Origin of the sequence: Psychrobacter sp. 1U1, from assembly GCF_051847535.1 — a bacterium.
GTDB lineage: Bacteria > Pseudomonadota > Gammaproteobacteria > Pseudomonadales > Moraxellaceae > Psychrobacter > Psychrobacter saeujeotis.
The window spans coordinates 428,694-441,184 of sequence record NZ_JBPYDD010000001.1 but is presented as its reverse complement, the minus strand read 5'-3'; the positions used below and the strand labels follow the sequence as shown (position 1 = coordinate 441,184).

The 12,491-nt window shown below is 41.9% G+C and carries 7 protein-coding genes; 4 read left to right on the top strand and 3 right to left on the bottom strand.

The genetic code is table 11. The features are described from left to right. The first annotated feature begins 114 nt into the window (after positions 1–114). The 4 genes from ACS8FB_RS01775 (at position 115) to ACS8FB_RS01760 (ending at position 9,231) form a co-directional block, all read left to right on the top strand. Entirely contained in the window at positions 115–579 is a 465-nt protein-coding gene (locus ACS8FB_RS01775) for a hypothetical protein (protein ID WP_299216135.1), read from the top strand. Positions 580–626: 47 nt separating this feature from the next. Further along, positions 627–2,735, top strand: a complete 2,109-nt coding sequence (locus tag ACS8FB_RS01770; protein ID WP_439260724.1) for a hypothetical protein — start codon at positions 627–629, stop codon at positions 2,733–2,735. Positions 2,736–2,877: 142 nt separating this feature from the next. Further along, a complete protein-coding gene (locus ACS8FB_RS01765) occupies positions 2,878–8,178 on the top strand; it encodes an SdrD B-like domain-containing protein (RefSeq protein ID WP_439260723.1) in 5,301 nt (1,766 codons plus the stop codon). Between the two features lie 120 nt (positions 8,179–8,298). Continuing rightward, on the top strand, positions 8,299–9,231 hold the full coding sequence (locus ACS8FB_RS01760; protein ID WP_439260722.1) for a hypothetical protein: 933 nt from the start codon (positions 8,299–8,301) through the stop codon (positions 9,229–9,231). 138 nt (positions 9,232–9,369) lie between these two features. Here ACS8FB_RS01760 and ACS8FB_RS01755 read toward each other — a convergent pair whose 3' ends face one another. From ACS8FB_RS01755 to ACS8FB_RS01745, 3 genes are all read right to left on the bottom strand, one after another. Beyond that, complete coding sequence (locus ACS8FB_RS01755) at positions 9,370–10,062, bottom strand: TetR/AcrR family transcriptional regulator (RefSeq protein WP_299216147.1); 693 nt, start codon at positions 10,060–10,062, stop codon at positions 9,370–9,372. A gap of 220 nt (positions 10,063–10,282) precedes the next feature. After that, on the bottom strand, positions 10,283–11,311 hold the full coding sequence (locus tag ACS8FB_RS01750; RefSeq protein ID WP_439260721.1) for an endonuclease/exonuclease/phosphatase family protein: 1,029 nt from the start codon (positions 11,309–11,311) through the stop codon (positions 10,283–10,285). Positions 11,312–11,642: 331 nt separating this feature from the next. Beyond that, positions 11,643–12,113 carry a hypothetical protein gene (locus ACS8FB_RS01745; protein WP_299217962.1) on the bottom strand — a complete coding sequence of 157 codons (471 nt, stop codon included), beginning with the start codon at positions 12,111–12,113 and terminating at the stop codon, positions 11,643–11,645. Positions 12,114–12,491: the final 378 nt, after the last annotated feature.

The window sequence follows — 12,491 nt, the reverse complement described above, 5'->3', positions numbered from 1 at the left end:
AATAAAAATGTAGAAAAAGCCGCTAGCACTTATAGTAAACAATTGTTTTTACTTATATTTTTATAAGTTGGCAAGAATATTGCATGTAGATATTATCCAAACGAGGAACATGATATGAAATCATTTCAATTTTTACGCCATGCTCTTGTTGCCACTACGGTGTCTGCATGTCTAATCAATATATCTTATGCAGCGGATGCACTAAAGATGGAGTTACAGGCTAATAAAGTTGTCAAAACCGCTGATGGTAAGTTCAACTATATCGCAGCGTCAAATGCTCAGAAAGGTGAAACCGTTCAATACCGCGCCACTTATACCAATATCATCGATCAGCCTATTAGTGATGTCGCTGTAACCCTGCCTATCCCTGCCAGCATGACATTCACTGGTGATGCAAAACCAAACAGTGCACAAGCGACTATCGATGGCAAAAATTATGCTGATATGCCGCTTATGCGTAAAGTAGATGGCAAAGTCGTCAAGGTTCCATTATCTGAATACAAAGCCCTGCGCTGGAATATCAAATTACTTCCTGCAAATAAGTCAGCTGACGTATCACTTAATACCTCCGTTAAATAAACCCTTTGACCTTAGCTTTTCATTTTTTTACTCAGGAGAATCTCTGGATGGAATCCAGTATCTTTAAATACTCAGTATTAACAGTCGGTATTGCAGCAGCTTTTGGCATAACTAATGTCGCTAATGCCGCTGAATCCACAGCTGCATCGACCCCTACTATTAAAAACGTAGCAAGTGCAACGTATAAGATAGGCACTGTCGCGCAAACGGCCGTTCAGTCCAATCCAGTAACTGTCAACATCACACAAAGTGCAGCTTTTAGTTTAACGGCTAAAAACGATGATGGTAATAGCGCCGATGACTATAACCGTGACTTGCCCGTAACGCCTAAAGGTCGAGTGACTTTTAGCCATACGTTAACCAACACAGGTAACGTAGAGGACACTTTTAAGCTTAACTTGGCTCAAGGCGGTACTATTCCAGGTAGCCCGCAAGATGCCAGCTCATACGATTTGGACACGACTAATGTTACCTACACTATCTATAATGCAGATGACTCTTTAAAGAGCACAACCACTGTTACTGGCACTGTGTTTCAAGACACCAATATTACTCTTAAACCTAATGAACATGCTGACATTTCAATCGCAGCAAAAACAGCTGGAAACGTCGGTGGTGACTCACAGAATCTAACATTATCAGCAACCAGTGAATTCTTTACAGGTGCTGATACTACCAAAGCGACACTGACGAACATTGACAACAGTATTACTAAAGTAGCTGTGTTCAAAATCACCAGTAAGGTAAACAGTACCCTAAACTTGAATGATCCAAGCTCTAAGGTTACTTATACCGTAACGGTTCGTAATGACGATACTGCTCCTTACGCTGCCGCTGCCAACAACATTGTTGTCTTTGATGGCTTACCAGAAGGCTTACGTTTAGCAGATCAGCCAAATCTAAGTGTGAGTAATAATGCGACTATCGTACCGGGTAATGAAGGTAAAGGTACTAGTGATTCAAACGATAGTATCAGAGTTACTCTCCTGAATTTAGCGCCAGGTGAAACAGCCACTATCACGTTCGATGTGCAAAAAGATCAAGCCGAACCACTTGCTGACCCAAAAAACATCATTAATCATGCTTCTGTCACCCTCAATCTTGGTGAAAACCAGACCATCTACGACACGACAGATAGCACTGACACCAAGCAAAACACTGCCAACTTCTATCCAGCTGCTGATGATAGCGAAGTCACGAACGGTACTGTTAGCACAACTACTGGTAGTGACTCAGCGGCCCCCTTAGTCGCAAACCAGCGTGCTGTTAGCATAACAGCACCTACTACCAGAGGTATTCCAACTACTACTGACGACACCACACAAGTCACACATTCAGCTGTCATCAGAAATACAGGTAGAGAGACCGAAGGCGATCAACTCGGTGAGATTAAGTTTACCATCACTGAAGGTGCCAATGACCAAATCACTCAAATACCGAACACGGTAGAAGTGGTATACGACGCTGACGATAACCCAGCCACTGCTAATGTTACCTACACTGTCACAAAAGACGGTAACGGTGATTATGATCTCAGTACGGCCGTCCCTAAAAATGGCGGAGCAGCATGGACTGGTATGGCTCCGAACTCAAGTGTCACCATCAACTATAAAGTAGAGTCTACACAAGCCGTTATTGACTCAACCGAAAAAACCACAGTTACGTTAGTCGTTGGCGGGCAAGACGCTCCTTCTACAGGTGCGCGCTCTGTTGAAAACACGACTGTAGTCAAAGGTCTCAAACTGGTGAAACAACAAGCATTAAATGAGACTTGCGATGCTAATGCGTCGCTAGTCTTTACGCAGGCTGATGTCGGTGCTAAGCCTGGCGACTGTATCGTTTATAAGATCACAGCGTTTAATAACTTTGCAGCGTCGGATGCACGATTTAACTTCACCGATCTGATCATAACGGATACTACTGCTCGCTTTAATAACAAGGCTCAAGTACTGACCTCTAGCACTACTCCTGCTTTTGCAGTCAAACTTGCTGAAGTAGACGATGCAAATGACTCACCTGCAAACAACACTTATGGTGCAGCGGCAGGCTCTACTGCTATTAGCGGTACGGTACCAAGCTTAGACCCACAGAAGTATGCAGCACTTATATTTTCAGTAAAAATTAATCCTGACGGCGCTGCTCCTGGCTCAATTTAACATTGTGTAAATTATTTATTTTTATATACCGTTATCTGTAATTAGATTATAGATAACGCAAAAATTGTCTTTGCTTAGATTACTCTACAAGTAAGCAAAGACAATCCCTATGTTTTTGGATTTGATTGGATAATCACGTAATATGACACTTCACTGTATCACTCAGTCTACTCGTCTATCGGCTAAAGCAGCCAAATTATCTGCATTAACTGCGGCTATACTGATTATGCAATCAAATTCCGCTATGGCAGCTACGTCTGATGTACTTAGCATCATTGATAATATTGCCAATGCTCAATATTATGTCAATAACGATAAAGACGTATTACTGACCAGCACCTCAAACCAAGTAAAAGTCCAAGCATCAGCGTTAGAGAAGTATGACCTTCGCCTAAGCCAATCACCATTACAGACTGTAGCGTCTGGTAGTGAAGTGATATGGAAAAACGTGCTGACTAATAACAGTTATAGTGATGAAACTATCGCGCTAAGCTATGATATCCCAAGCAGTCTATCCAACTTTAAAGTCTATCAAGATATCAATAAAGACGGTCTGATTGATTCAGATGATTTATTAATTACTAATGTTAATTCAATCAAAATCGGACAAGGTGAGAGTATCCAGCTCATCGTACAAGCCCTTACTGACAGAAACGCGCAAGATGGCGATACTGCTGACATTAAGATCGGCGCAGTCGTCGTTGAAGATGAGTCAGTAAAGGCAGCAGTGTCCGACAGCCTCGTCATTGTCGAGCCTAGTATTAACTTTATGTCTTGGAACTTTACTGGTGGTAAAAGAAACTCGCAAATTGGTAGCGATATTTATGTTGAGGCCGGTTACGCACAGTGTAATGTACAGCCTGATAAGCCAGATCAAACCTGGGTGACTATTACTTCACCGAAAACGGGAGACACCTACTCTCTTAAAGCTGTCGAAACGGGTGACAATACGGGTAAGTACCGTTTGTCAGCACCAACACAAAATAATGCCAATGCACTCAATGACAATATCATCCAAACATTAAAGGGCGATACGCTACAAGCCAAATTGGTTGCTTGTATTGACAAAAAAGTTGGGTTAGATGAGCAACCTAATGCGTCTCATTTTAGCTATATTGATGAGCAAATCAGCAGTGATATCGCCATCATCAATGAGTCTCCTAACTTACAGGTGACTAAAGAAGGTGATGTCAAATCTGCCGAGCTTGGTGATTATGTTAACTATAGTATTACCGTAAAAAACGATGGTGCAGCGACTGCTTATGACGTCCAATTAAAAGATGCGCTACCACGTGGTTTCGATTATGTGACCGGCAGTCTACGCGTTGATAACAGCCAAATCACTGAGTTTAAAACTGAGGGAAAATATCAAGTTTTAGGTTTGGGCGATATGGCCATTGGTGAGAGCAGAAGCATCAACTATCGCGTGTTGATTGGCTCATCGGCATTAGGTGGTGACGGTATTAATAGAGCTATCGCTCAAGGTCGTAATGAAAACGACCAAGTATTAGTCTCTAGAGAAGCACAATGGAAAATTGATGTAAGCCGCGGCGTCATGAATACCGATGGTATTATCGTTGGTAAAATTTATCATGACATCAACCGCGACGGTATCCAGCAAAAAGACAATGGTGAGCTTGGTGTCGCTGGTGTCCGCATCTATATGGAAGACGGCAACTATATCGTTACAGATCCTGAAGGTAAATATAACTTCTACGGTATCAGCGCCAAGACCCACGTACTAAAAGTCGATCGCACGACTTTACCGAATGGTACCGAGCTCATTACTCAAAGCAACCGTAACGCAGGCGATGCGGGCAGCCGTTTTGTCGACCTAAAATATGGCGAGATGCATCGTGCGGATTTTGCGCTAGTGGGCGGCATGGGCGATAGTACTGAGCGCCTAAACCAAGAGCTTATGACGCGTAGTAAAAGCATTAGTGCCAAAAATGACGCTCTTGAGCAAGCCGTCAAGAGCGAGTTAGCTTTGGAGCCTGATTACGACCTTAATAATGACGACAATGTCGATGCCAGTGGCTGTAAGTCTAATGATGAATTAGATCGTGGTATTCAGTGTGATTCAGCGATCGTTGCCGATATGGCTAACCCTACTGACGAACGTATTAACCTAACAGTCAATACTGTCGTACCGCCCAAACAAACAGAGCTTGAAAAATATCTTAAAAAAGTAGCCAACAACGATGTAGCATTTATTAACTTAAGTGCAGGTCAACAGATAAACTCGTACAAGCAATTGGTTCAAGTTCAAGCGCCACTAGGCTCAAACTTTACTCTATATGCGAATGGTAAAGCGGTACCAGAAGAGAAAATCGGAAAGACAGCCGAACAAGCAAACCAAAATGTCACAGCTTTTGATTATTATGCCGTTGATTTTAAGCGTGGTAGCAATACTCTACGCGGCGTCGCAACTGACGTCACAGGTAAGGTTATCTCAGAGCAAACTATCGAAGTCATCGCGCCCGATAGCTTGCAGGCGATTAATTATCGTACTCAAGAGCGTTTGATCGAAGCTGATGGTGTGAGCGAATACCAAGTCGTCATTAGCCTAAAAGATCGTAACAATCTTCCTTATATCTCATCGACACCTATTACTATTGATACCAATATTGGCCGTATCAATCTAAAAGACAACAACAAAGATCAAGCTGGCACCCAGTTTAGCGTAGACGGTGGCGAGCTACTGATTCCAGTAATTGCGCCAAATGCTCCTGGTAAAGGTGAGCTAATTATTGATACTGGTAGCAGCAAGCAAGTGATTCCGCTGCAGTTTACCGCAAAACTACGTCCGCTTATCGCGGTAGGTATTGTAGAAGGCGCTATATCACTAAAAGACTTTGATAGCGGCAGTATCACTGATGCTCAAGGCGCATTTGAACAAGAGCTGCATGAATTTGCAGGCAGTGACGACTATGCAGCATCTGTTCGCGCGGCAATGTTTTTAAAAGGGAAAGTACGTGGTGATTATCTGTTGACCCTAGCTTATGACAGCGACAAAAAAGGTGAGCGTCTATTTCGTGATATCGATCCAGGTGAATACTACCCAGTATATGGCGATTCATCCGCCAAAGGTTTCGACGCTCAATCTACGAGCAAGCTATATATCCGCTTAGATAAAGGCCGCTCATTTGCTATGTACGGCGACCTAAAAACTCAGATCGACAATGACGAAGGTATCAAGCTTGGTCAATACAACCGTACCTTAACGGGTGTTAAAGCCCAATATGAGGATGCAGATACTCGTGTTACGACTTTCATTGCTGAAACCAGCTCATCACAACGTGTAAATGAAACTCGTGGTCTCGGTATTTCAGGCCCCTATCCACTCGCTGGCGACTTTGACGCGGTACTCGAAAATTCTGAAACCATCGAAGTCATCACCCGCGATGCAAACAATCCTGGCTTGATCGTGCGCCGTGAGACATTAACGCGCTTTGCTGACTATGAGATCGATCCTATTAGTCGCAGCCTATATCTCAAAGCTCCTATTGCTAGCCAAGATATTGATGGCAATCCTATCTACCTGCGCGTCACTGTTGAAGTAGACGAAGGCGGCGAAAACTACTGGGTCGGCGGCGTAGCAGCCAAACAGCAGCTAACTGGCAAAATCTCTGTCGGTGGTAGCTATATCAATAGTGATGATCCACTAAACAAAGAAGAGCTTGCCAGCATTAACAGTGTCATCAAATTTAACAACAATTTGAATCTGGTCGCAGAGTATGCCAAGAACAAAGCTGAAAATCCTAATTATGAACCTAGCAATCAGATCAATGCAGAGTTATTAGAAGGCGACAATACTGATGGCGATGCCCTACGTATCGAGCTAAATTACGACGACAAAAACCGCACGCGCGCTAAAGCTTATTATAATAAAGCTGATGAAGGCTTCGTTACAGGTGCCTCTCCTCTAACCGCTGGACGTACTGAATCTGGGATAGAAGCCAATCATAAATTTAAAAACAAAACAACTGTACTAACGTTTGAAGGTATACGTACCGAAGACCATACTACCAATGCCAGTCGCGAAGGCGTACAGGCGAGTATTGAGCAGCGCTTAAGCCAAAACATCGTTGGTGAAATTGGACTACGTTATTATAAACAAGAAGCGACTGCTGCCTCACGTAATACGCAAGCAGCGACCGACGTCGTAGACACTGATATCGTCGATCAAAATGAGAATCCAATATTTAATGACAGTTTGATTAACCAGTCAGCACTCAACGGCGTGAATACTTTAGAAAAAGATATAGAAGGCATGACAGCCCGCGCCCGTATCACTGCTCGCCTACCTAAGCTCAATAAAGCCTTGGTATTTGCTGAATATGAGCAAGATGTTGAGCACAGTGCACGTAACGCAACGTCTATCGGCGGTGAAACTCCACTAGGTAATCTAGGTCGTCTTTATGCGCGTCATGACCTAATCAATAGCTTATCAGGTAGCTACGGTCTTGATGATACCGATGAGCGTCAACGTACTGTTGTAGGTTTTGATGCGACCTATATGAAAGACGGTAAAGTCTATAGTGAATACCGTGCCCGCGATGCCATTAGCGCACGTGAAGCCGAAGCGGCTATTGGTTTGAAAAACAAATGGTATGTCCAAGAAGGTCTAACCCTAAATACTTTATTTGAGCGGGTTGAATCGCTTGAAGGCGAAGAGGACAGCACGGCAACCGCTGCTGGCTTTGGTGTTGAATACTTGGCTCAAGAAAACTACAAAGCATCAGGTCGCTTAGAGAAACGTTGGGGCAATTCTAGTGATACATTATTAGGTAGTGCCGGTATCGCCTATCGCTATACTGATGACATTACCCTACTGGCAAAAGACATCTACTCACGAGTAGACTATGATGATGGTCATCGTACTATCAACCGCTTCCAGCTGGGTGCAGCGTATCGTGATTATGATAGCAACCAGTTAGATATGCTCGCAAAGCTTGAGTATCGCTTAGACGATAACAGTACTGGAACAGATCCATATCAAAAAGACTCACTGATATGGTCATGGAGTGGCAACTACCATCCAACCCGTCCATTAACATTATCTGGACATTATGCGGGTAAATATAACCAATACGAAGCTGATAATTTAGAAAGCGAAAACACAGCTCATGCTGCTTATGTACGTGGTCTATACGATATTAGTGAGCGTTGGGATATTGGCTTACAAGCAGGCACCTACTGGAACAATCAAGCCAATGATTTAGCTTATATGCTTGGTGCGGAGGTTGGTTATAGTCCAATGACCAACTTATGGTTATCACTTGGTTATAACTTTATGGGCTTTGAAGACGAAGATATCGCCTATGATGACAGCACCCAAGAAGGCGCTTACTTTAGGTTACGCTTTAAGTTTGATGAAGACTTATTTGAACGTACCGACCCACGTAAAAACAAACATATAAGCGCTAAGCCTAAGACCTAAAAAAACCTATTGTTGAGAGCATGTTTGTTGATAAAATAGCTTCATATATAACGATATTTTGTAAAAATTATAAGTTGGCTCATGCATATGCATGAGTCGACATACAACAAGGCTTGCACTATGTTAAATACTTCAGACTTGACGACGATAGTATCTGTCTACAAGCTTTGCAAACGTACTGCACTATCTGCAATGACGCTAATAGCATTTTTGCCTTTGGCAGAGGCTGCAGATAGTAATCGTCACAACAAGAACCCAGCTAAAGACAACCCCAGTACAATTAACTATTGCTATGATAATGAAGTAAAACCAAATGCTCGCTTACAGTATCAGCTGTCTGAGCCGCAAACTATTGATTGTATGCTGACCGAGCTTGCTTCATACCAACAAAACCCTCTAACCGCACGCCAGCAATACTTTGCTTATAAAGCCCAAGCTTGGCTAAACTACGCTTCTTATGAGAACAGTATAAAAAGCCACTCATCTGCTGGCAGACAAGCATTAGAAGCTGCCGCTACTATTTTACAAAAGCTACAAAGTAATGCCGATGAGGAGCTACGTTTAACAACTGATATTCCATCGACATCTGCTTTGATGAGGCCTGATCTGTGGGCAATAATAAGTGCCTTGAAAGGTAGCGCTTCAACAAACAGTGATAACAAAATCATTGCTCCACGTGAGTTAGCATTTAGTGAAGTCGCTCTCATTTGGGCAGCAGCTGATCAATGTGCGCATGGTAGACGTGAGTCTGGTACGCATTTTCGGATGGCTGAGCGTTGGTTAGAGCAGGCACGTGAAGCCTACGTTAACGCTCATGATTCAAAGACCAACGTAGCACTTGAGAACTCAATCGTCGATTACTATAAGCAATACGTACCATTAGATCCGCAAGATGATATTTGTCGTGGTCAATCATTGTCTTTGACCTCCCATACATCAAACATTAATGACGTTAAAAACTCGTCTTTAACTCAGTCTATAACACTAAATATGACTATGCCAACTGCCAAATATAGTATTGGTCATAACACCATAAAACATCTCATCAACTAAGTTATGGCTCTATAGAGATCTGTAAAACAAAAAAAGCCGACATTATGTCGGCTTTTCAATATCAGTTGTTTCGTTATTTATTCATAGTAAACGGTATTATCTATGATGAAATAAAGCTTAAATGAGTACAACCGAGTCTTAACGGTTTTTACGAGGAAGCTTCTCTGGTAAATAGCAACGTAGATAAGCAATAGACGCTGTGGTAGCTTCTTGTAGATAGTTATCTGTGATTCGTTCATGACGACGATAAGACAAAGTAAATACACCATTGATAATACTGTAAGTTACTAATAGTATATCTTGTATGTCTTCAAACTTTGGCATCTCATAGCGTTCTGATAGACGCTTATACACTAGCTCAACAATTTGATGATCCATGTCTTCACCAAAACCATCACCTTCAAAATCTGGTGTATTGGTATCATAGATCAATTTGGCTTTGGTCTGGTCATCATGGAAGATACTTACGCAGCGCTGGATAAGAGCCGTTAGATAACCCTGCCATCTATCATAATCTACGGTCTCAACCGTGGTTAGTATTTCTAAAATCTCGATTGCATTCAAAAAGCGTAATGCTAAAAATATCGCTTCAATGTTTGGAAAAAAATGATAAGCAGAGGCTCGCGGAATACCCGCTTCTTCACACACATCAGCCAAGCTAATATCATTAATAGAGCGAGTCTCACTCAGTTTTTTTGCGCCCATCAGCAGTTTTTGACGGCGTACTCGACCTTGCTGGCTTGTAAACTTGAACTTGTTTGGTACCAACTTCTTAGCCAATTCTGAATCGACCAATATGTCTTCTATTTTGTCGTCTTTATGATCACTCATTATGAACCTCTTGTTATTACGCCCTATTATTTATAGATATGATCTTCATCGAATAACACTAACATTAAACCAGCATACTAATGTCAATTTAATAGTAAGTATTGTTGCTACTAAATTCGATGAGGGAGCATCATAAACACTTGCACATTATCAAACAAGGGGCGTGAATAGATTAGATGATAATGTACCTATTGATAATTTGACTCGTTATGTTGTACGGTTAATTGTGAAGTCTTATCTTTGCTCGAACAATACCATGGTCAGTGACTCTATCATCATAATCCCACTTTAAGTGATCATTAAAATAATCCACACGTTCTACATGGCCTAGCGAAAACTTACTGTCAAGCAAAAACTCTTCTGAAACAAATAATTGGTCGATAACTTCTGGCATGCCCTGATGAATATGTGTATATGCCACGTCTTTCATCCAACCATAACGAGCCTGAATACGCGCCGCATCGAACAAGGCTGTGTCACGCATACTTTTGTCATAGTTCACCTCTCCTGTCTCAGACATTAACTGCGTAGTCACACTACCAGTGACATCGTTCATATCACCTAACAATATCAACGGTTCACGGGTATGCTGTAATCGCTGAATGATAGACATACGTATCGATGCAGCTTCTGCCGCTCGCATACATAAACTGCGTAACTTAGCGCGCACACGAATATTAGGATCATCCATATCTTCTAACAAATCACCAGACTCATCTCTTAAAAAGTATGCACGTTTACTTTTAAGGTGGGCCGTGATGATTGTCATTGGCTGACCATGCACATCAACCCGTAATAACAGTGGTGGGCGATTAAATTGACGATAAGCTCCAACATCAGGAATATCAATGACAGCTTCGGACACTATATCTGTCAATAGTGTGCTCTCTAACTGAGCAAAACGGCTAATAAAACCAACAGCTGGCGTCTTTTGTGCGCCTTGACCGTAGGTATGTTTACTAGAGCTATCGTTACTAGCAAGTGGAATGATCGCATGTTCTGCTTTAAATCCCAGTGATACTGCCAGCGCTTCCAACGCCTCACTGTCCCATACTTCTTGTACTGCGATAATATCTGCATGAGCCTTGGTGAGTAATTCAGTTATTCCTTGCAATTTATCTTGATAGGTCTTTTGATTGTAAGCTGGCGCATTCTCATAATAAATTCGATTTGGATTGGCAAAATTGAGTAAATTAGCAGTCGCTATATAAAATTGCCTTTGTTCATTTTTACCTGTATGACGATCCATAGATTACCTATTTTTATTTTTATATGGCTTTAAATGACTGTTTTAAATATTGTGTTTCGATCCATTATTGCTCAATATTTATTGATACTAAATAAAAGCAAACAAAAAAGCCTCCAAAGTTACCTTTGGAAGCTTCAACATAGCACAAATTACATTAGTTGGGTATATTCGTTATACTGCATATACATTTGTTCCCTTGTGACTCACAAACCAGCAATATCTTATACACAATAATTACCGCCCTTTACTTTTAAGTAGTAATAATGTATACAACTTAAACTATTTGTAAACCTACGCTGTTAGACGACATGTAACTTACTAACAGTAATTACTAGCTAACACGGTTCCATGCATCACGTGATGCAAGGCGGGCATCATCCCATGCCAAACGTGAATCACCTTTCACCTCTTCCCAAGAACGTCTTAGGTCGTGCTCATGATCTTCAAAACGTGCATCAGCAGGATAACGTGCTCTGTTGGCATAACCTACTGCATAAGCTGGGTGTAAGTCACGCTCAAAATCATGGCCTTGCTGATAATAGCTAGTATTGGCATGTTCTGCACGCCAGTAAGCTTCTTCGCGAGTTGGATCTATCGCTTCTGCTGCTGCATGTCCTGCGCCGCCACCAACAACTGCACCGATAGCACCACCGATTAAGGTACCAAGTGGTCCTGCCATTGTACCAATTGCTGCTCCTGCAGCTGCGCCACCAACACCACCGACACCTGTACCTACCGGATGAGATCCTGGCTTGCCAGTAATAGGATCTGCATTAAGATCTTTCTTTGTCTCTTTAGACATATTTTTTACTTCAGTCCGATCAATGTTGTCTCGATCATTAGTAACTACTTTTCTGTCGACCACTTCAGGATCGGCCGTTCTACGGGCATTGTCAGCAATGATACGCTCTTTATCAGAGATTCCTAAATCATCATCAGTGACAATGTGCCCATCTGTACTAACTAACTGGTCACTAATATGAGTAGAGGGATGTGAGTTGGGATCTTCTATGATAGAACCATCGGTACTAACTAATGGGTCACCAGCAAAAGTTTTATTATTTTGATAGTCATTTATGTGTTCATCTTCTAAAATCACACGGTCGCTACGATTTATATTTTTATTACTCATAATTTTATCCTTAAATTGGTTATTATTTATAAATTTAGATTGATAAGC

What these genes read in the sequence shown, in the direction of transcription:
- ACS8FB_RS01760 (WP_439260722.1), top strand. Translation starts at nt 8,299, where the DNA reads ATGTTAAATACTTCAGACTTGACGACGATAGTATCTGTCTACAAGCTT.
- ACS8FB_RS01750 (WP_439260721.1), bottom strand. Translation starts at nt 11,311, where the DNA reads ATGGATCGTCATACAGGTAAAAATGAACAAAGGCAATTTTATATAGCG.
- ACS8FB_RS01775 (WP_299216135.1), top strand. Translation starts at nt 115, where the DNA reads ATGAAATCATTTCAATTTTTACGCCATGCTCTTGTTGCCACTACGGTG.
- ACS8FB_RS01770 (WP_439260724.1), top strand. Translation starts at nt 627, where the DNA reads ATGGAATCCAGTATCTTTAAATACTCAGTATTAACAGTCGGTATTGCA.
- ACS8FB_RS01745 (WP_299217962.1), bottom strand. Translation starts at nt 12,113, where the DNA reads ATGTCTAAAGAGACAAAGAAAGATCTTAATGCAGATCCTATTACTGGC.
- ACS8FB_RS01755 (WP_299216147.1), bottom strand. Translation starts at nt 10,062, where the DNA reads ATGAGTGATCATAAAGACGACAAAATAGAAGACATATTGGTCGATTCA.
- ACS8FB_RS01765 (WP_439260723.1), top strand. Translation starts at nt 2,878, where the DNA reads ATGACACTTCACTGTATCACTCAGTCTACTCGTCTATCGGCTAAAGCA.